19 protein-coding genes and 1 pseudogene are annotated in these 19,205 nt (G+C 70.4%); 14 read left to right on the plus strand and 6 right to left on the minus strand.

All coding sequences use genetic code 11. The annotated features are described in order from the left end of the window. The first annotated feature begins 132 nt into the window (after positions 1-132). Both CES90_RS38440 and CES90_RS38445 read left to right on the plus strand, forming a co-directional pair. A complete protein-coding gene (locus CES90_RS38440; protein ID WP_189787772.1) occupies positions 133-720 on the plus strand; it encodes a hypothetical protein in 588 nt (195 codons plus the stop codon). A gap of 38 nt (positions 721-758) precedes the next feature. Continuing rightward, complete coding sequence (locus tag CES90_RS38445) at positions 759-956, plus strand: DUF5708 family protein (RefSeq protein ID WP_189787774.1); 198 nt, start codon at positions 759-761, stop codon at positions 954-956. Between the two features lie 433 nt (positions 957-1,389). On the opposite strand, the gene CES90_RS38450 is transcribed toward CES90_RS38445, so the two are convergent. Next, a complete protein-coding gene (locus CES90_RS38450) occupies positions 1,390-2,334 on the minus strand; it encodes an LAETG motif-containing sortase-dependent surface protein (protein ID WP_189780736.1) in 945 nt (314 codons plus the stop codon). 356 nt (positions 2,335-2,690) lie between these two features. Between CES90_RS38450 and CES90_RS38455 the strand changes: the two genes are divergently transcribed. The 4 genes from CES90_RS38455 (at position 2,691) to CES90_RS38470 (ending at position 9,547) form a co-directional block, all read left to right on the plus strand. Then, positions 2,691-3,656: an ATP-binding protein gene (locus CES90_RS38455; protein ID WP_189780737.1), complete on the plus strand. Its 966-nt coding sequence runs from the start codon at positions 2,691-2,693 to the stop codon at positions 3,654-3,656. A 44-nt stretch (positions 3,657-3,700) separates the two neighbouring features. Further along, entirely contained in the window at positions 3,701-4,093 is a 393-nt protein-coding gene (locus tag CES90_RS38460) for an SCO5389 family protein (protein WP_189780738.1), read from the plus strand. Between the two features lie 150 nt (positions 4,094-4,243). Beyond that, a complete protein-coding gene (locus CES90_RS38465; RefSeq protein ID WP_189780739.1) occupies positions 4,244-6,733 on the plus strand; it encodes a SpoIIE family protein phosphatase in 2,490 nt (829 codons plus the stop codon). A gap of 198 nt (positions 6,734-6,931) precedes the next feature. Then, entirely contained in the window at positions 6,932-9,547 is a 2,616-nt protein-coding gene (locus CES90_RS38470) for an SdrD B-like domain-containing protein (protein WP_229913572.1), read from the plus strand. 207 nt (positions 9,548-9,754) lie between these two features. On the opposite strand, the gene CES90_RS38475 is transcribed toward CES90_RS38470, so the two are convergent. Then, a complete protein-coding gene (locus CES90_RS38475) occupies positions 9,755-10,495 on the minus strand; it encodes a hypothetical protein (RefSeq protein WP_189780741.1) in 741 nt (246 codons plus the stop codon). A gap of 236 nt (positions 10,496-10,731) precedes the next feature. Here CES90_RS38475 and CES90_RS38480 point away from each other — a divergent pair, with 236 nt between their 5' ends. Further along, complete coding sequence (locus CES90_RS38480) at positions 10,732-11,094, plus strand: helix-turn-helix domain-containing protein (RefSeq protein WP_189780742.1); 363 nt, start codon at positions 10,732-10,734, stop codon at positions 11,092-11,094. 400 nt (positions 11,095-11,494) lie between these two features. Here the strand turns inward: CES90_RS38480 and CES90_RS38485 are convergent, their stop codons facing one another. Continuing rightward, entirely contained in the window at positions 11,495-11,959 is a 465-nt protein-coding gene (locus CES90_RS38485) for a hypothetical protein (RefSeq protein ID WP_189780743.1), read from the minus strand. Between the two features lie 368 nt (positions 11,960-12,327). On the opposite strand from CES90_RS38485, the gene CES90_RS38490 reads away from it, so the two are divergent. Next, a complete protein-coding gene (locus tag CES90_RS38490; protein ID WP_189780744.1) occupies positions 12,328-12,858 on the plus strand; it encodes a DUF3515 family protein in 531 nt (176 codons plus the stop codon). A gap of 2 nt (positions 12,859-12,860) precedes the next feature. Then, on the plus strand, positions 12,861-13,445 hold the full coding sequence (locus CES90_RS38495; RefSeq protein ID WP_229913573.1) for a peroxiredoxin family protein: 585 nt from the start codon (positions 12,861-12,863) through the stop codon (positions 13,443-13,445). On the opposite strand, the gene CES90_RS38500 is transcribed toward CES90_RS38495, so the two are convergent. Beyond that, positions 13,420-14,247 (minus strand): hypothetical protein, encoded by an 828-nt coding sequence (locus tag CES90_RS38500; protein ID WP_229913574.1) that lies wholly within the window; start codon positions 14,245-14,247, stop codon positions 13,420-13,422. The genes CES90_RS38495 and CES90_RS38500 overlap by 26 nt on opposite strands. Positions 14,248-14,470: 223 nt before the next feature. Here CES90_RS38500 and CES90_RS38505 point away from each other — a divergent pair, with 223 nt between their 5' ends. The 3 genes from CES90_RS38505 (at position 14,471) to CES90_RS38515 (ending at position 16,493) form a co-directional block, all read left to right on the plus strand. Further along, entirely contained in the window at positions 14,471-15,040 is a 570-nt protein-coding gene (locus tag CES90_RS38505) for a hypothetical protein (protein WP_189780746.1), read from the plus strand. Between the two features lie 104 nt (positions 15,041-15,144). Beyond that, positions 15,145-15,702, plus strand: coding sequence for a SigE family RNA polymerase sigma factor (locus CES90_RS38510; protein ID WP_189780747.1), 558 nt, complete (start codon positions 15,145-15,147; stop codon positions 15,700-15,702). Next, positions 15,699-16,493, plus strand: a complete 795-nt coding sequence (locus CES90_RS38515) for a hypothetical protein (RefSeq protein ID WP_189780748.1) — start codon at positions 15,699-15,701, stop codon at positions 16,491-16,493. The genes CES90_RS38510 and CES90_RS38515 overlap by 4 nt, the downstream gene beginning before the upstream one ends. 35 nt (positions 16,494-16,528) lie before the next feature. On the opposite strand, the pseudogene CES90_RS52505 reads toward CES90_RS38515, so the two are convergent. Together CES90_RS52505 and CES90_RS38520 are read right to left on the minus strand one after the other, a co-directional pair. Next, positions 16,529-16,636 (minus strand): annotated as a pseudogene (locus tag CES90_RS52505) (permease); the annotation flags it as partial. Between the two features lie 103 nt (positions 16,637-16,739). Then, on the minus strand, positions 16,740-18,083 hold the full coding sequence (locus CES90_RS38520; protein WP_189781082.1) for a helix-turn-helix domain-containing protein: 1,344 nt from the start codon (positions 18,081-18,083) through the stop codon (positions 16,740-16,742). A 124-nt stretch (positions 18,084-18,207) separates the two neighbouring features. On the opposite strand from CES90_RS38520, the gene CES90_RS50465 reads away from it, so the two are divergent. Next, the gene (locus tag CES90_RS50465) at positions 18,208-18,369 is read left to right on the plus strand and encodes a hypothetical protein (RefSeq protein WP_189780749.1); all 162 of its coding nucleotides are present in this window, start codon (positions 18,208-18,210) and stop codon (positions 18,367-18,369) included. 129 nt (positions 18,370-18,498) lie between these two features. Beyond that, the gene (locus CES90_RS38525) at positions 18,499-19,200 is read left to right on the plus strand and encodes a GNAT family N-acetyltransferase (RefSeq protein WP_189780750.1); all 702 of its coding nucleotides are present in this window, start codon (positions 18,499-18,501) and stop codon (positions 19,198-19,200) included. Positions 19,201-19,205: the final 5 nt, after the last annotated feature.

A 19,205-nucleotide genomic window follows, 5' to 3' on the forward strand; every position in this document is an offset into this window, starting at 1 on the left:
CGGCGCCCGTCGCCTTGTGCTCGGGAAGGGTCCTGGACTGCATCCTTCGATGTACCGCGAGTTCGTCACCGCCGACGACGAATCCGGCGCCGGGTGACGGGAGCCTTGGGGGGTGACCGAAAGGAGCGAGTCGTGATCGTCACGCTGATCATCGCCTGCGAGGTTGGGTTCTGGGTGCTGCTGGCGCTTGGTCTGGCCGTCCGCTATCTGCTGAAGTGGCGCCGCACGAGCACCGTGCTGCTGCTCTGCGAGCCCCTGCTGGAGCTGGTGCTCTTCGTGGTGACCGCGATCGACCTGAAGAACGGTGCCGAGCCGAGCTGGCAGCATGGGGTCGCCGCGATCTACATCGGGTTCACGGTGGCGTACGGCCACTACACGATCCGCTGGCTCGACGGACACGCGGCGCACCGGTGGGCCGGGGCCCCGAGGCCGCCGAAGCCGCCGAAGTACGGGATGAAGCGGGCCGCTCATGAGATCCGCTTCTGGCTCCGTACGGTCGTCGCCGCGGCCGTCGCCTGGGTACTGCTCGAGGCCGCCGCCCGGTACATCGGCCAGGACGGCAACATCGAATCGCTCCGCAACTTCCAGACGATGGCTCTCAGGGCCGCGGCCATCCACGGGCTGGTCGCCCTCGCCTATGTGGTCTTTCCCAAGAAGGACCCGGCCATCGCGGCGGGCAAGGGCCGGGCCTCGTCCTCGAAGGAGAAGGCCCGGCGATGAGCGAGATGCCTCCGGCGACGAACAGGACGATGTGGCGGATGAACAAGTCGACGAAGAACCTGCTGGACGGCGCGGCCACCTTCGCGATCGGCCTGGCGCTGCGGCTGTTCACCGAGGGGGTCGAGACCCCTGTCGTCACCCTGACGAAGGTCGGAGTGGTGATGATGTGCGTCGGTGGTGTGCTGGTCGTGACGGGCTTGTACCAGAGGGCACGCGGAACGGCGGCGGAGCTCTAGGGCGTGTTGCGAAGGCGAGAGTGCGTGCCAGGCGTCGGGCGGCAGTCGGGACTTTCGCAACACGCCCTAGCTGTATTGCCCTGAGAGGTTGGGGACGCGGCTGGCGGGTGGTTGGCCTTTCAGAGCGGTGTGTCCGCGGTGGTGATTGTCCCGGGGTCGAGTACGCCGGGGACCAGTACGCCCAAGACCGTTCGGGGCGCGCGGCAGAGTGGACTCGCTTCTGCTCAGTCCAAAGGAACGGTTGGGCGTGGCGGACACGTACGAGCCTCCGCGCGCCGAAGGAGGGTGGAGGCGGCGCCGGAGGCGTCCAACCTCCCGGAGGCCGGGTTGTGTCTGGGCCGGGGAGAAGGTCGCCCGCCGACCGGTAGCAGAGACAAGAGGGCGGGGCCCTGGAGCTTCACTCCTCCAGGGCCCCGCCAGGCGTACATCAGGGTCAGGCGCCCGTGCGCCCCGCGCCCCTGCGCCGCGTCACCACGAAGATCGCGCCGCCTACTGCCAGCAGGCCCGCCGCGCCGATCGCGATCGGGATCGTGTTGCCACCGCCCGTTTCGGCGAGGTCGCCGGGGGTGCCGCCGTTGGGGGTGGGGGCGGCCGGGGTGGAGGTGGAGGGGGTGGGGTCGGGGGACTCGGAGTCGTCGGACGGAGGGTTCTCGTCCGCCGGCGGGTTCTCCTCGGCCGGAGGCTGTTCCTCCGCGGGGGGCTGCTCCTCCGTCGGGGGCTCTTCCTCGGCCGGGGGCTTCTCCTCCGACGGCGGCGGCTCCTCCTGCGTCGTGCAGTCCTTCGTGCCGCCGTTCCAGGCCGCGATCAGCTTGTCCTTGATGACCGGGCGATCGGGGCCCTTGGGGACGTCGCCGTGCTCGAAGCCGTCGTTCGCGTCCAGCTTGCCGTCGAACTTGACCTTGCCCCGGTAGAGGTCGATCTGCGCGTAGCAGCCCGCGTCCGGAACCGCGATGTCCAGGGAGTCCGTGCCACCCTGCTTCACCGTCACCGAGTCGAAGTCCACGAAGACCTGCTCGCCCGACGTCGCGAACGTCGGCCCGTGGGCCAGGTACGACGCCAGGGAGACCGTGCAGGTCGTCGCGTCGGAGGCGGCCCGTACCTTGATGTGGACCTTGCCGTCCTGGCTGGGCTTGAGGTTCTGGTCGTCGAGCTTGACCCAGTCGGCGAAGTTCACGCCGTCCAGGGAGAACTGGCAGCGGTCGATCTCGGTGGCCGTGCCCGCGCCCTCGCCGGGGGCGTAACTCTTCTTGCCGCCCCAGCCTTCGCCGCCGGGGGTCTCGGTGGCGAAGGCCGGGCCGGACACCGACGCGCTCAGCGCAAGAGCGGCGATGCCCGTCCCCAGCAGGCGGCGCACAGTGACACGTCTCGCTATGGACATGCGGATCCCATTCTGGAACTTGGCTGTACGAGACCCGGGGCGCGGCCGGAAGACGGCGGCACAAAGCCGCGCCGGGCCGCCGCGCCGGGGTGTGAGTGGTCTGAAAAACGCCGGACTCAGTGGTCACGCGAGCCACAGCGTGCGCACATCGTTTACCACCTGGTAGGGGCTGTCAACCTCGGGAAACGTCCGTTCGCTTCACATTCCGCTCTTACCAATTCCTCCATCTCCCGTAGGACTTGGTCTGACCGGATTTGACAACCTCCGGTCCGCCCCCGAGCCTCTACGTTCATGACATCCATTTTCATTAATCGGCACGACGGTCTGGTCGACCGTCTGCCGGGAGGTGCTCGTCCGTGCGCGTCGCTTTCGTAGGCAAAGGCGGCAGCGGCAAGACCACGCTGTCCGCGCTCTTCGCCCGGCATCTCGCCCGGTCCGGTGCGCCGCTCGTCGCAGTCGACGGCGACATCAACCAGCACCTCGCGCACGCCCTCGGGCTCGACGAGGACGACGAGTTCGGTGCTCCGCCGCTCAGCTCCCGTACCGGGGAGATCAAGGACTGTCTGCGGGGGACCAATCCGCGGATCGTGTCCCGTGAGGCCATGGTCAAGACGACTCCGCCGGGGCGGGGCTCACGGCTGCTGCGGCTGCTCGGGGACGACGACGTCCACGGCACCCACGTACGGCGCGTCGGCGACGTACCCCTCATGGTCACCGGCGCCTTCAGTGAGAGCGACCTCGGTGTCGCCTGCTACCACTCCAAGCTCGGGGCCGTGGAGCTGTACCTCAACCACCTCGTCGACGGGGCCGGTGAGTACGTCGTCGTCGACATGACCGCCGGGGCCGACGCCTTCGCGTCCGGACTGTTCACCCGGTTCGACATGACCTTCCTGGTCGTCGAGCCGACGCGGAAGAGCGTGTCCGTGTACCGGCAGTACCGGGAACACGCCGCCGAGTTCGGGATTCCGATCGGCGTCGTCGGCAACAAGGTCACCGGCGAGGACGACCTGCTCTTCCTCAAGGAGCACGTGGGGGACGACCTGGTCGCGCACTGCGTGCAGTCGTCGTACGTCCGCGCGCAGGAACAGGGCCGTGCACAGGGCGAGTTGGAGTCGCACAACGTGCGGACACTGGAGCAGCTCAAGGCCGTCGTCGACGGGCGTACCAAGGACTGGGCCACCTTCCAGCGGCACGCCGTCGAGTTCCATCTCCGCAACGCCGCCGCCTGGGCCAACGACGCCACCGGGCACGACCTCGCCGCCCAGGTCGACCCCGAGTTCCGGCACGGGCCGGAGGCGCTCGCCTCCGCCGCCTCCTTCTGAACCACCCCCACGCCAGCCAAGAACAGCACAGAACAGGAACACCCATGTCGCTCGACGTCTCCCCGCAGTTGCTCGCCCAGGCCGAAACAGGCGAGGTGCGGGAGGAGGAGTTCGTGGAGACGGTTCGTACGTCGCTGCCGTACGCGTACGAACTCGTCGCCTCCCTCGTCGGTGAACTGCGCGCGGGCAGCGCCGAGTTCGCCGACAACCAGACCCCGCCGCCGTCGGAGAAGGAGCGGGGGCAGTTGCTGCGGGCGCTGTCCAGCGACGCGATCCGGGGGAGCCTGGAGCGGCACTTCGGGGTGGCGCTCGCCTTCCAGAACTGCCACCGGGTGGCGGTCTTCCCGGCGGAGGCCCGCGGCGGCGAGACGTACACGCGTTTCACCTCGCTGCGGTCCCAGATCCTCAACCAGTCGCCGGAGTTCCGCGACTGCTGACGGTTCGGGGCCCTGGTCACACCGGCCCACCGGCTCACCCCACGGCGGGTCGTCGCTCGCCTCACCTCTGGTCGTCACGAGTTGACCCATCTGCGATCACACAAGGTGAATAATGGGGCCAGAGGCGTCTCAGCGACAGAGAGGGCCGCCGTGGGGACCAACAGGGACATGGCCGTCACCCGTCAGCGCTTCGACGTGGCCGACGCCGCGCCGCTGCTGATCGACGCGGACGGGATCGTGACGAGCTGGACGCGGGACGCCGAGCGGCTCTTCGGGTATCCGGCGGCCGAGATCCTGGGCCGTAGCGTCCGTACGCTGCTGGCCCCCGAGGACGGCGACCGCATCGGCCGGCTGGCCGAGTCCCACCGCCCCCTCGGCGGCTGGTCCGGCATCCTCGCCGCCCGCCACCGCGACGGCCGGCGGATCAGGGTGATGGTCCGGGTGGTGCCTACCCGCGAGGCGACGCTCACGACGCACACTCCCGACCCCCTCAGCCCCGCCCACTGGGTGGCCCTCGTCTCCGACGCCACCGAAGCGCCGGGCTGGGACATGAGTCGTACGGTGCTGGAGCGGATGACGGCGCGGGCGCCGATCGGGATCGCGATCGTGGACACGGATCTGCGGTTCGTGTGGTCGAACGCGGCGTTGGAGCGGTTCGGGGGCGGGCGGGCGCACGAGCGGGTGGGGCTGCGGCTCGCGGAGGTGCAGCCGGGCCTCGACGCGGAGCGCATCGAGGCGCAGATGCGGAAGGTGCTGGAGACCGGTGAGCCCGTGCTCGACTACGAGCACGTGGGGCGGGTCCGGTCGGCGCCGCACCGCGAGACCGCGCACGCGATGTCGTTCACGAGGCTGGAGGACGACCAGGGGCGGCCCATCGGCGTGTACTACACGGTGATGGACGTGTCGGAGCGGCACCGCGCCCGGACCCGGCTCGCCGTGCTGGACCGGGCCGGGGAGCAGATCGGCCGGACCCTCGACGTCCGGCGGACGGCGCAGGAGCTGGCGGACGTGGTGGTGCCGGCGCTCGCCGACTTCGTGACCGTGGACCTGCTGGACTCGGTGCTGCGCGGCGCCGAGCCGGGGCCCCTGGGCGACGGGTCCGACGGGTCCGTTCCGCTGCGGCGCAGCGCGCAGCAGTCCGTCCACGACGGAGTGCCCGAGGCCGTCGTGGAGATCGGCGGCATCGCCTCGTACGCGACCGGGTCGCCCCCGGTACGGGTGCTGGTCAGCGGCCGGTCGTGGTGCGAGCCGAGGCTGGACCCGCTGTCGGCGGAGTGGGCCAAGGCCATCCCCGGTGGCCTCGGCGGGCCGTACGGGCGGGACGTGCCCATCGCGGCGCTCGGACTGCACAGCGTGATGATCGTGCCGGTGCGGGCGCGGGGCATCACGCTCGGCATCAGCACGTTCTTCCGGCGCGACCGCGAGGACCCGTTCGACGCGGACGATCTGAGCCTGGCCGAGGAGCTGGTCGGCCGTGCCGCCGTGTGCGTCGACAACGCCCGCCGGTACACGCGGGAACGCGACGCCGCCCTCGTCCTCCAGCGCAGCCTCCTGCCCCGCCGCCTGCCCGAGCAGGACGCGGCCGAGGTCGCCGTCCGCTACCGGCCCGCCGACGAACTGACCGGACTCGGCGGCGACTGGTACGACGTCATCCCGCTCTCCGGCGCCCGGGTCGCCCTCGTCGTGGGCGAGGTCGCGGGCCACGGCATCGACGGCGCCGCCGCGATGGGGCGGCTGCGGACGGCCGTACGGACGCTCGCCGATCTCGATCTGCCGCCGGACGAGGTGCTCGCCCACCTCGACGACATGGTCGCCAAGTCGGCGCGGCAGGAGGGCCCCGAGCCGGGCGCGGGCAGCGTCCAGACGGTGGGGGCGCGTTGTCTGTACGTCGTCCACGACCCGGTGTCCGGCGCGTGCGCCATGGCCGCCGCCGGCCGGTTCGCCCCGGCCCTGGTCGCCCCCGACGGCACGGTCACCTTCCCCGAACTGCCCGAGGGACCGGCCCTCGGCGTCGACGGGCACCCCTTCGAGGTACTGCACCTGGAACTGCCCGAGGGCACGATGATCGCCCTGCACACCGACGGACTGCTCGCCGAGGCCTCCCCCGACGCGCTGTGCCGTGCGCTCGCCCGGCCCGAGCCCTCCCTCGAATATCACGCCCAGCGCGTCCTCGACTCCCTCGCCCCGGCCCGCCCCACCGACGACGTGGCCCTCCTCCTGGCCCGCACCCGGCGCCTGCCCGCCCACCGGGTCGCCTGCTGGGAGCTGCCGGCCGACCCGGCGCGGGTCGCCGAGGCCCGCAAGACCACCGCACGGCAGCTCGGGCTGTGGGGGCTCGACGAGCTGGCGTTCACCACCGAACTCGTCGTCAGCGAACTCGTCACCAACGCCATCCGGCACGCCACCGGGCCCATCCGGCTCCGGCTGATCCTCGAACGCACCCTGATCTGCGAGGTGTTCGACGGCGGCCCCACCGCGCCCCACTTGCGCCACCCGCGCACGACCGACGAGGGCGGCCGCGGCCTGTTCCTCATCTCCCAGTTCACCCAGCGCTGGGGCACCCGCTTCCTGCCGGAGGGCAAGGTCATCTGGGCGGAACAGTCGTTGGCGGATCAGGTGGTCCAGCTCCGGCTGTCGTAGCGGTCGGCCCTCACTGGCCCGACCGGATGAATTCCGCCGCGCACCGCTCGCCGGGCTCCCCGCAGTCTCCACACTTTCCGGCACACCGCATCCCCTTGTGCCCCATTCAGCCTGATTAGTCGAACTTTGCGCTTCATATGAATGCGGAGTCGGCTTCAGGAAATGAGGGACACAGTGAAACGAGGAACACCGGGAGGTGTGAGCCTGACCCCGGCCGTCTTTGCCGTACTGGCCGTTCTGGCCATCTGCACGGCGATGGGGCTCGGGCTCACGGGCGAGGCGGTACCGGTCGCCGGGCACCCGGCCGACAGGGACGGGGCACCCGGCGACGGCACCGTGACCGTACGGGTCGTCAACGAGGTCGACGCCGACGGGGCGTACGACCACCCGCTGGAGACGGGTCGGGCCGGGGTGCGGGTCACGCTGACCGACGACCACGGCACCGCGGTGCGCGAGACGACCGGCACCGACGGCATCGCCCTGTTCCGCCCCGCGGCGTCCTCGCTGAAGGGCGGCAAGTACCGCGTCCAGGTGTCCAACCCCGACCCCGCCAATCTCCAGCCGGCGGTCGCGGGACTCGGCGACGACCCCCGCGTCATCCGTAGCCACGTGGGTTTCGTGGACGTCTCCGGCAACCGGGACACCACGTACACGACCGGGTTCTGGGAGCCGGAGGTGTACTGCCAGGAGAACCCTGACCTGGTGACCTGCTCCCTCGCCAAGGGTGATGTGACCACGGAGCAGGGTCTGACCCGGTTCACGGGTGACATCGGCAACGGATACCCCGGCCCCGCCCCCACCCGGCTGACCGACAGCGGCGAGCAGCAGGCGGTGTTCGGCATCGGCACCGACCGCACCGGCAACACGTACATGGGCACGCTGGTCAAGCGGCACGCGGCGTACGGTCCAGCGGGCCCGACCAACACCGTCTACCGCCACCACAGCGCCTCCGGCGTGACCGAGTTCGTCACGCTGCCGGGCACGCTGACGGAGCACGACGCCTCCGACCGCTGGCGGCACGACGACGGGATCTACAGCAGGGTCGGCCGGGAGGGCCTCGGCGACGTCGACGTCTCCGGCGACGGCAGGACCCTCTACGCGGTCAACCTCAACGACTCGAAGCTGTACCGGGTGCCGATCCTCGGCACCGGCGACGGGGTTCGGGCCGGCACCCTGTCGTCGTACACCGTGCCGGTTCCCGCGCGCTGCGAGGGCGAGTGGCACCCGTACGGCATCGGGGTGCGCGGCAAGCGGGTGCTCGTCGGCGGGGTGTGCGGCGCGGAGAACACCGTCGACGAGAAGTACCTGGCGCACGGCGATCCCAGCCAACTGAGCGCGCACGTCTACGAGTTCGACTCGGGGACGTTCGACGAGATCTTCCGGCACCGGCTGGACTACCGGCGGGGTTGCGCCTACCAGTCCGACAACGGACCGCTCTGCGAATACGGGTCGGAGACCGTCGGCGGCACTCTGAGCGCTATGTGGGAGGCGTGGAACGAGCGCGTCCCCACACCCGACCCACGGCTGCGGTTCGCCTCGGCGCCGCAGCCGATCCTGTCCGACCTGGAGATCGCCGACAACGGCGACCTGATCCTCGGGTACCGGGACCGCTTCGGTGACATGCAGGGCAACCGCACCTACGCGCACAACTCCGGGAACTCGCTGCTCTCGGCCGTGGCCGCCGGTGACATCCTGCGCGCCTGCGAGCGGCGCACGGGCGAACACGTCCAGTACGTCCTGGAGGACAACGCCGGCTGCGGTTCGCTGGACGGCGCCCTGCCGGACAACCGTCGAGGTCCCGGCGGAGGCGAGTTCTCCAACGACCTCACCCACGACGGCTACGCGCGGCACGACCAGGTCACCGAGGGCGGCACGGTCCTCCAGCCGCACCGCGCGAGGCTGTGGAGCACGGTCTACGACACGTTCAACGGCAAGCCCTTCGACCAGGGAGTGCGCCGCTGGGAATCCGAGTCCGGGACCGTCCGGGGCAACATCCGACTCCAGTCGACGTCGTACCCCTCCGCCAACCTCTTCGGCAAGGGCAACGGCCTCGCCGACCTCGAGATGGTCTGCGACCAGGCACCCGTACAGATCGGCAACCGCGTCTGGTTCGACACCAACGGCAACGGCGTCCAGGACCCGTCCGAGCCGCCGATCCCGCGGGTGAAGGTGACGCTCCACCCGACGTCGTACGGCCCGGACCTCGTCACGCACACGAACCACGACGGCGAGTACTACTTCAGCTCCGTGGGCGGTCTGAGGCCGAACACCACCTACGAGGCCACGTTCGACTTCAGCAGCCTCGACCCGAAGTCGCTGCCCGGCCGGCCGAGCCTCTCCTCGCTCAAGTGGACGGTGAAGGACGCCGGTTCCGACCGTGCGATCGACTCCGACGTCGACGTGTACGGCAGGACCACGGTCCATGTCGGTGACCCCGGCCATGTGGACCACACCGTCGACGCCGGTCTGTTCAAGTCGCTGCGCCTGACACTCCTCAAGCACGACAAGAAGACCGACAGGCCACTGCCCGGCGCGGTCTTCGAACTGTGGCAGGACACCAACGGGGCACCCGGTCCCCAGCGGTACGGCAGAAAGCAGGACAGGTTCGTCAACGACTGCGCCACCTCCTCCACCGGCCGCTGTTCCCTCGGCTCACTGCCGGCCGGCACGTACTACCTGGCGGAGACGGACGCCCCCGACGGCTACCTCCAGCCGAACCGGCCGGTCACCGGCCCGTACGTCCTCACCCCGAAGAACGCCGCACACGGCGACGGGCTGCGCGTGAAGCTCGTCAACGTGCGGGGGGAGCCCTGAACCGAGACGGTGACTTTGCGGCGGACGGGCCGTCCACCGGTCGACACCGAGGCATGACCGGGACAGCGAAGCGGCGCGGCACCCCCGGATGGGGCCGGCCCTGACCAGGGGCCGGAGGGTGCCGCGCCGTTCACCTGGGGACGGTTCCTGGGGAAGAAGAGGAGCCGTACCCAGGAGCGGGACGTCGGGATGTATGGACGACCGAGATCAGCGGTTGACGAGCTTGACCGCCCAGTAGCTGCTCTGGGCCCAGCCTTCCTGGAGCTTCTTGACGCCCGGGCCGAAGGACGCGACGCGCGGGGTGGCCTTCCAGGTGGTGGAGGCCTTGGGGATGCCCTTCTTGTTGACGGTGACCTTGTTGTTGTTCGTGATGGCGATGGCGGCGTTGACGTTCTTGACCTCGGCGGTGGCGCGGGCGCTGCCGGCGACGACCTTGCCCTTGACCACGTTGTAACGCAGGTTCAGCGTCTCGGTGGTGACCGGGATGTTGTAGATCGACTCGGTCACGCTGAAGGTCAGCGAGGCGGGGCCCTTGGGGTCCTTGATGTTCTTCTTGGTGATGATCTGGACGTTGAACTTGACGTTGGCGTCGTAGTGGCGGACCGCCTTGACCGAGCGGTTGACCGTGCCCTTGGTCTGCGTGGACATGGCCTCGTAGACCTCGCGGTCCTGGAGGTACTTGAGGAACTTGGCCTTCTTGGCGGCCGGCAGCGCGGAGAAGCTCTTGAGGGCCTTCTTCGCCTCGGGCGTCTTCTGGGCCTTGAGGTAGCCCGTGTAGCTCTTGACCGTCAGCTTCGCCGGCAGCTTCGCGGCGGCGGCGCTGTCGGCGGCGGACGCGGCCGGGGCCAGCACGGCGAGCGAGGCCGCGCCCGCCACGACGACGGTGGCGAGACGACGCGTGGCGAGATGGCGCGTGGCGAGACGGCGCGTGATGAGACGGCTGGGCACGGTGTTCTCCCTGGATCGGAGGGGTCTGTCGGTGCGCGGCAACAAATCTACGGATCAGCGGAGTTGGCCGAAATTGTCTCTTCGGGCAGTGACCTTGGGGGATCCCTCCTCTGTGACGTGGCCGTGTCATTTCGGGGGTGCTTATGTCAGTAGCGGGCGCTAAGTTGGGGTAGATCGCCGCCGCACCCGGGGCACGGGGCTCTGTCGGGAAAAGCGGCATCGGGAAGGGCCGACCAATGAGCAAGAGGTCTGACGCAGGAGACACGGCTTGCGCCTACCGGCGTACGGGAGCCGATCCGATCCGGGACATCAGCAGGCTCAAGACACTGACGGACCGTGAGAAGGAAGTCCTGCTCCTGCTGGGCACGGGGCTCGGCAACCGGCAGCTCGCCCGAGAGCTCGGGATCGCCGAGCGTACGGTGAAAGCGCATGTCGCGCGCATAGTGGAGAAGTTGGATCAGCAGACGCGGCTGCAGGTCGCTGTGCTCTCCGTCCTCGCCCACGAACTGCTGTGCACGGATCCGCGCTGCGCCTGCGGTTCCGCCGCGCCCAGGCAGTCCCTCGTCGGGGCGTCCCTCGTCGGGGCGTCCGCCGTCTGACCGTCGACCGCGGCCGGCCTCCGGCACGCGGGCCGGCCGCGGCGGCCACCATCGGCCATGCATCGGCCCATCGGGACAATCGCCTCTGGCACACCTCCCCGGACGATGCGCGGCAACGGATGTGGCGTTCACGTTCGAGAATCGCGACTGCTCGCGAGGGCAGCGCACGACCAGTCCATCGACAACTCAAGCAATTTACGGGGTGCATGTGAAAGCGCGTGGAGTATCCAAGAGCCTCAACGTTGCCGCGCTGGTGACGGCTCTCGGCCGTAGAGAGACATCGTCCGGACTCGTGGCCGCCACCTCGACCTTCGTCTGGGACAGCGACCACTAGGGCGTGCGTGAAGGGGGTCCGGCCAAGGTTGGGCCCCCTTCCTGTGCTCGGCGCCCTTCAAAGGAGTCAGATCGCGCGGGCCCGCCCGCCTCCGGTCCTGCCGGAGGGCGCTGTGGGCACCAGACGGTCGTAGCCCCATGCGCTCAGGCCCAGGGCCACCACGAACTGCAGGTCGAACAGGGCGATAGTCATCGTCACAAAGGCCCAGTCCACCGCTTCGGACATGACATCTCCGACCCACCAGCCGCTCAGCACCGTGGTCACCAGTACCAAGGTCGCGTACACGGAGGTGTCAATGGTCGCGGTGCGCCAGCGCGACAAGGCCGGGAGCGTCTTTCGCACCACCGTCAGCGCGACAAACGCAACGGGAGGAAAGAGCAGGCCGCCGCCGAGGATCGTGTCCGGATCGAAGGTGAAGCTCGACAGATCACCGAAGGACAGCAGCACGCTCGCCATGATCGCTCCCCAGAGCCACGAGGGCAGGGTGACCAGTGCCGCATAGCCGGCCGCTCGACTCCACGGTGTCAGCATCCCCGCTCCTCGCCTCCCCATCGTCACCGGTGGTCAACCGGTGCCGGTCGCCACGATGATCGACCGACGACGACAGCAGTGTCTCAGCCGTTGCGCCGGACTCGGGGGCCGGGTATCCGTGAAAGATCACTTCGCAACGCGGTGAAGAACGTAAATGCGGCCGACCACCGTCCGACAGTGTCTGTTCGGCCATGGCCTTTCGGCCGATCGCGGGTTCGGACAGCAGCGTCCACGGGCGAGCCCGAACGTGTCCGAACGGCGGCGACCTGCCCAAATGGACAATGTCGCCGAGCAGTTCATCCCCTCTAGGGTCACTGGGACATCACGGAAACCCCGAGCGCCTCACGCCCACCCCGTACGATCCCCTCATGTCCCGCAGCACCCAGATCACCGGTCTGACCATCGGCGCCGTCGCCCTCACCGCCACCGCCGTGGTGACGGTGGACATGCTCAACAAGCCGTCCTTCAGCTTCGCCGCCGCCCCGCTGGCCGACGATCCCGCCTGCACCCGGATCAGCGGGCGTTTCCCCGACCATCTGGCCGGGCTGGACCGGGCGGACACCAGCACCAAGAGCGCGGCGGTATGGGGCGACGGAGCTGTCGTCGCCCGCTGCGGCTTCCCCGAGTCCAAAGCCACCGACGACGCATGCGCCCAGGTCGACGGCGTGGACTGGGCATGGCGCACGAGCACGGACAACAACGGCCGGGAAGTGCTGTTCACCTACGGCCGGGAGCCTTCCGTCGAAGTCCAGGTGACGGTCGGCAAGGCGGCACCCGACTCCGTCCTGGTCGGTCTCTCCCCTGTCGTGAAGCCCCTCAAGCAGAGCAAGAAGTGCCTGTCCCGCTCGGACGTCCCGCCACCGTCCAGCCCGGCGCCGAGCAACGGGACGTCATCATGAGGATGGTGGCCAAAACGATCTCGTCGGCGGTCGTGTGCGCGATCTCGGTCGGCCTTGTGTTGTCCGGCTGCGCGAGGACCGAGACTCTGGATCTCGACACGGGCACGAATCAGTCGGGCCAGGCCCAGGCGTTCAAGAGCATCCCTGTGTCCGAGCGGACCGACGCCCCCGACTTCTCCGGCAGCACGGTCGCCGGCGATCCGGTCCGTCTCTCCGACTACCGAGGCAAGATCGTCGTCGTGAACGCCTGGGCCACCTATTGCGGCCCCTGCCGGGCTGAATCGCCCGAGCTGGAGCGTACGTATCGGAAGTTCAAGGGCCAAGGCGTGCAGGTGCTCGGTATCAGCACCGACGTTACGCGGAAGAACGCCCGCACGTTCCAGCGGGAGTTCGGCCTTTCCTATCCGAGCCTGCACGACCCGGACGGCAAACAGTTCTTCGACCTGCCCGCCGGTCTGGTGAACCCGCAGCTCCTCCCCTTCACCCTGTTCGTCGACCGGAAGGGCAGGATCGCCGGAGCCGTGCAAGCCCCGTTGGACGAGAAGGAGTTGCGGAACATCCTCACTCCCCTGCTGAAGGAGAAGTGACCATCCCCTTCGCTCTCTTCTTCCTCTCCTTCTCGTCGAGCACCTGACGGAGGCGCTCGACCCCGGCGCGGGCGGCCTCGCGGGTGGCGGTGTCGTCGATGCCGTAGAGGCCGCCGTGGGTGAGAAGGACGGCGGTGTCGCCCACGCGTACGGTCGCGAGGTCGAGGGTGAGGGCGCCGTCGCCGCCGTCGCCGCCGTCGATGTCGCCGCTGACGATCAGCCGCAGGCCCTGCCGGGCGTCGCCGATGCCGCCGGGGAGGTCGACGGGGGTGACCTGGGCGGCGTACTCCTGCCCCTGGGCGCCGGTGATGGTGAACTCGCCGCAGCCGTTGACCAGTTGGCGAAAGTGGTCGAGTCGAGCGTCCACCTGGGCCCTGTCGTACGCGCCCACGTGGTAGCGGAGTTGGGCGCCGTACTCGTCGTCGTCGAAGCCGGTGACGGCCGTGCCGCCCTTGGGTTCCCCGAGCAGGTCCTCGGCGTACACGGCGTCGAGGAGTTCCTGGCACTCGGGGGGGTCGGTCCTGCCCTTGAGGAGGCCGTCGCGCCAGGTGGCGGCGCCCTGGGTGCCGGCCCAGGCGCCGCCGAGGTCGTCCTGGCGCAGCAGCGCGCTCCTGGCGCGGGCGTCGGTGAGGGCGCCGGGGCCGGGAGAGGCGGTCGTCGGCGAGGCGGGTGCCGAGGTCTCCACGGAGGCGGCCTCGGGGAAGCCGCGCGGGTGTTCCTTCGTCTGCATCACGCATCCCGACACCCCGGCGAGCATCGCGGCGCCCACGACCTGGGCCAGAACACGGTACGAACGACGCATGGCGGAGCCTCCCGAGAACACGGCGTATGCCTCCACGGCACCACCGCCCGGACCCGCCCACCAGCGCACGAGGGCGTACGGGTGACCGACTCCCCGTCCCCTGCCCCCCGGAGCCCGGAAAAAAGTGCGGCGCCGGTGTCATCCACCCCGTGCGTCACCGGGGTTTTCAGGGGTGACCGACCTACACACCTATGGGGGTTGTCCGTTCATGACCATGGCACGGATGCACAGATACGTCGCCGTCGCAGCGCTGACCACGTTGCTGGCGGGGGCGCCGACGATGTCGTACGCCGTCTCACGGGGGGAGACGGCGCACGGCACCTCGGTGGCGGTGGCCACCGCCACCGCCACCGCCGTCAAGAAGGCTCCGACTCCGCGTATCGTCGAGCCCGGTGAGCGCGTCGTCGGCGCGCCCGGGTTCGAGTTGTGGCTGACCGCGGAGGGCAAGCACTGGGTGGAGCCGGACATACCCGACTTCCCGCAGTTCCGGAGCGTGGTCGACGGCAACATCGACCTGAGCCAACCGGGGGTGTCGATGCAGGCCGGCGGCTTCGAGGGGCGCTACTACCTCTCCGGTCTCTACTACGGCGGCAGGGGCACCGCCTCCCGCGTCGTCATCGAGACCGACGCGGGCCCGGTGCGCGGCAAGCTGATCGAGCTGGCCGGGAAGCCGGGCTGGGGCGTCTGGTACGCCACGACCGCGATCCCCGCCGACGCCGACGAGGACTTCCTCGGCAGCGTCACCGTCTACAACACCAGAGGCCGCGTGTACGCGCAGCTGCCGAGGTTCTGAGCACAGCCGCCGATACGACACCAGGCCACCAAGTGACCGTGTGGGCAAGGGACTTGATCACCCCCTCGCCCGCACGGCACGCCCGACCCCGAGGACCGCCGTCCGTGCCGCAGGAGAATCCCGGATCGCCCGAGGGTGGCGACTTCGCCGCGTACGCCACCGCGGCCTGGCCCCGGCTGGTGCGGACCGCGCACATGCTGACCGGCGACTTCCACGAGGCCGAGGATCTCGTGCAGACCACGCTGGCGAAGGTGTACGCCCGCTGGCGGCGCATCCCGCGTGACGACGTCGACTTCTACGTGCGTCGCTCGCTCGTCAACAACAACATCAGCCGCGTACGGAAGAGACGCGTGGCCCATCTGCTGACGCCGTTCCTGCCCGAGCGGGTGCACGAGCGGCAGGCCGGGCACGCGGACACGGTCGCCCAACGGGCCGCCGTCACCCAGGCGTTGGCCGCCCTGTCGGCGCGGCAGCGGTCCGTGCTGGTGCTCCGCTTCTGGGAGGACCTGTCCGAGAACGAGATCGCCGAGCTGCTCGGCTGCTCCCTCGGCACGGTCAAGACCCATGTCCGGCGCGGGCTGTCGGCCCTGCGCGCCCACCCGGTGTTCGCCACCGCCCAGATCGAGGACCGCTCCTCGCCCGTCCCCGGAGCCCGCTCATGAACCACCGACCCTCCTCCGAGGCCCCCGCCGACACCGGGCAGCGGCTGCGCGAGGCGTTCGCCGAGGTCGCGTACGACGTCACACCGCCGCCCGTGCCGCTGGCGGCGATCGAACGCGATGGCCGCAGGCGCCGGTCGCGCCGCCGGGCCGCCGTGCTGAGCACCGGGTGCGGACTGCTGCTGCTCCCGTTCGTGATGCTGGCCCTCCGCCCGGACGGCCCCTCGGACTCGGTCGAGCCGATGTCGCCCCCGGCAACGAGTCGCCAGGCCACGCACTCGGCCTCGCCCTCGTCCTCACCTTCCCCCTCGCGGCCCTCCGCCCCGCCCGCCGGGAAGGTGCACGTCGTCGAGCCGGGCGAGCGGGTGACCGTCGCGGGCGGTACGAAGCTGTGGCTGACGGCGGAGGGCAAGCACTGGCAGGACCCGCCCGTGGAACCGGGCGACCCCGGTCTGGAGGAGTTCAGGAGCATCGTCGACGGCAACCTCGACACCAGCGCGCCGGGCATCTCCATGCAGGGCTCGGGCTCCGCCACCGGCGGCTACACCGTCCATGGCCTCTTCTACGGCGTCCGGTCCGCGGCGACCCGGGTCGAGGTGACGGCCTACGACGGCGAGATCATCGACGGCACGGTCCTGCGTCTGAAGGGCAACACCGGCTGGGGCGTCTACTCCGCCCAGGTGAAGGTCCCGGAGGAACTGGCCCGCTCGCTCGACTTCGATGGCCCCGTGGACAAGGTCACGGTCTACGACGCCGCCGGCGAGGTGATCGCGGAGATGGACTTCGGCAGGTGAGCGCGCCCGTCGGCGGTTCCAGGTCGGTAGAGGCGCTCACACCCCGGCAGTACGACCCCGGCCGCGCCCGCGACGGGTACGTCGAGCGCGGGGTTACGCGGCAACAACCGGCTGAAGACCCGCTCGGGCACGAGGGCCCCGACCCGGTGGCAGCCAGCGCGAGCCCACCGGGCACGGCGTAGACGAAAACGCGTGTCCACACCCCACCCAAGCTGTCGGCGGCGGCTGTGGACCACCCCGGAATCCTCAGAGTGGCGGCTGTGCGGGCGCCGGCCCGAGGGTGGTGGTACCGGGGGTGGTGCGGTGCCCCAGCCCGGTGCGGTACGCGTCCAACGCGGCCTCGACTCGGCCCGTACGGCGGTACAGGTCGCCCAGCAACCGACACAGGTCGGCGAGGTCACCGGCGGCACCCGCCCGCTCCAGCAGGCTCAGCGCCCGTACGTAGTGCTCCTCGGCGGCGTCCATGGCGCGGGCGTCCTCGGCGATGATGCCGAGGAGGCGGTGCGCGGCGGCGGAGTGGAGGGCGCCGCGTTCGGAGGTGAGGTCGCTGATGACCTCGCGGAGCAGTTCGGAGGCCTCGTCGGACTTGCCGCGGCGGTGCAGTACGTCGGCGAGTTCGACGGCGACCTGGCTGGTGTAGAGGGCGGCGCGCTTGGCGGAGAGCATGCAGCGGGCCTCGCGCAGTTCGGCCTCGGCGCGCTCGTAGTCGCCGTTCTGGGCGTGGAGGTAGCCGCGCATCCAGTGGCAGTTGGCGAGCTCGGTGCGGGTCTGGAGCTGCCGGTACAGCTCGGAGGCCTTGGCGAGCGACGCGTCGGCCTCGGCTGTTCGCCCCTCGGCGATCATGGTGCGGGCGACGGCGCGGTGCATCCGGGCCACGAGGGCCGGGTCGCCGGACTGCGGGGCGAGGGCGAGCGCCAGCTCGGCGGCCTGGGCGGCGCGGGCGTGGGCGCCCATGTCCATGTACGGCCCGATGACGCCGGCGTAGAGGACGAGCAGCGCGTCGGGGTCATGCATGCCGGTGCGGTTCAGCTCGTCCAGGGTGGACTCGAACAGATAGCAGGAGTAGCGGAGTTCACCGGCGAGGTAGTGGGCGACGGCGCGGCCGCGCAGCGCGGGGACGCGGGCCGGGAGCGGGGCGTCGCCGAGGCGCTGCTCGGCCTGTTCGAACCGTAGCTGCGCGGTCTGAAGGTCCCCGGTCTCCAGCGCGCACTCGCCGAGGCCGAGCAGGGCGTCGGCCTGCTCGTTCATCAGGCCGTGCTCCTCGGCCTCGGCGAGCACGAACTCGAACCCCTCGGCGGCGGCCTCCGTGGCGCCGGTGGCGAAGGTGCGCTGGGCGCCGGTCAGCCGCAGTCGCAGTTCGGTGGCGAAGCCGGCGGGGCGGCCCGTGGCCAGTTCCTCGTAGCCGACGCCGAGCCGCTCGGCGATGTGCCGCAGTGCCGGCTCGGAGGCGCGGACCCGGCCGGCCTCCACGGTGGAGATGTACGCCGGGGTGTACACGGGTTCCGCCAACTGCCTTTGCGTGAGGCCGCGTTCCGTCCGCAGTTGCTGCACCCTGCGCCCGATGACCTCGGGGTCGTCACGCTCGGCCATGCCTGCCATGGCGTAAGCATGCCAGTCAGCGCGCCTGCGGCGGCCTCTTCACCCCAACTCCCCACCGCACTCTTGCCGTTGGTAGGCCAAAGCCTTACGTTAAGCAGCGTATAAAGCGTGCTTAATGAGCCAATCAGCCACTTCCGGCAGCCGCCCCCACTGCCGCCGTAGCCGCTGCGAGGTCCCCGTGATCCGAGACCTGCTCACCCGCCACACCCGCCCCCTCGCCGCCGCGCTCCTCGCGGTGGCGGCACTGATGACCGTGGCCAACGCGATCCCCCGCTGAGCCCCGGAGCGCCGTACCCCCGTCGTCCGCCGAGGACCGGGGGTACGGCGCTCTCCGTTACCCGGACGACGGCCGCACACACCCGGTACATTCGGCCGGACACACCAGGACGAATACAACGGGGGTTCCATGATTCGGTCGCTCCTGCGACGTCGCCGGGCGGCCTCGGGCCTCCCGGTGCCGGACGCGTGCACGCCCGGCCGGCACGTCCTGGCCACCCGGCACCTGCTGTTCTACACCCCGGTGACCAAGCTCGACGCGTTGGCGGCCTTCGCCGCGGGCGCGGACCCCGATGCCCAGCGCTGGCAGGGTAACCAGATGGACCAGGCCGTACCGGACGCCGACACCAGACAGGCCCTGCTGCGCATGGGCCCCAACGGCGCCACCCCCCGTTGGTTCCTCCGGTCCAACCCCGAGCTGGCCGAGCCCTTCGAACCCGGCCCCGGGATGTTCGAGTTCATGGTCTGTGTGCACCGCGACACCGGGCGCTACGCCGGGTACCTCGGACTTGACCACGACAGGGGTGAGATCGGCGGAGATCTCGCCCCCGATCATCGAGGCCAGGGCCTCGGCGCCGAACTGTTCCTGGCGGGCGCGGAGCTCGCCCACGGCCACGCCGGTCTGCCGACGGTACGGGCGGGCACGGCGACGGAGAACCTCGCGTGCCGCCGCGCCCTGGAACGCGCCGGCTTCGTCCCGGCCCCCGGCCCGGCCCGCCACACCCTGCCGGACGGCCGCGAGATGGACAGCGTCTGGTACCGGCACGAGGGCGCCGTGTCGGCGTGTAGAGGTACGGGTACGGGGGCGGGGTCCGGGGCGGGGATGTCCTGAGGCCT

The sequence above is a fragment of the Streptomyces capitiformicae genome, from assembly GCF_002214185.1.
Taxonomy (GTDB): Bacteria; Actinomycetota; Actinomycetes; order Streptomycetales; family Streptomycetaceae; genus Streptomyces; species Streptomyces capitiformicae.